The organism is Methylobacterium sp. J-048 (assembly GCF_022829515.1).
GTDB lineage: Bacteria > Pseudomonadota > Alphaproteobacteria > Rhizobiales > Beijerinckiaceae > Methylobacterium.
This window is the reverse complement of the sequence record NZ_JAKSYL010000300.1, coordinates 1-449: the sequence shown is the minus strand read 5'-3', so window position 1 is coordinate 449 and position 449 is coordinate 1. Positions and strand designations below refer to the sequence as shown.

The window sequence follows — 449 nt, the reverse complement described above, 5'->3', positions numbered from 1 at the left end:
ATCAGCGGCATCCCGGGCGGCCTGTTCGCGCCGTCGCTGGCGGTGGGGGCCGGGATCGGCGGGACGGTCCACGCCCTCCTGCCGGACATGCCGGTGGGCGCCCTCGTGCTGATCGGGACCCGAGTTCGAGATGGGATCGGGTTCTGGGCACGCCGCTCAAGCCACCAGACCGGCGCATCGCCATTTTTTCGGACTCAGCCTTCGCAGGGTGCTGCGACGGCGGGGTCCTCGTTCGGCAAGCATGCGGCAGCTGTCTGCTGCTGGTCTGTTTGTGCGTGTGTCTCACGGACACGGATCACGGGAGCGATCGGGCCTCCTTCGGGAGGCCCATCTTTTTTGGGCTGTGGCCCCGTGCTACCGCTCGGCGAACACAGACGTCGACCTCTCAGCGACACCGAGCCCACCTGCCCCCCTCATCCTGAGGTGCCCGCGCCAGCGGGCCTCGAAGG

Annotated in this window: 1 pseudogene; it reads left to right on the top strand. The window is 68.8% G+C overall.

Going from position 1 to position 449, the window contains the following annotated elements:
* Positions 1-117 (top strand): annotated as a pseudogene (locus MKL09_RS31435) (chloride channel protein); the annotation flags it as partial.
* Between the last annotated feature and the right edge of the window lie 332 nt (positions 118-449).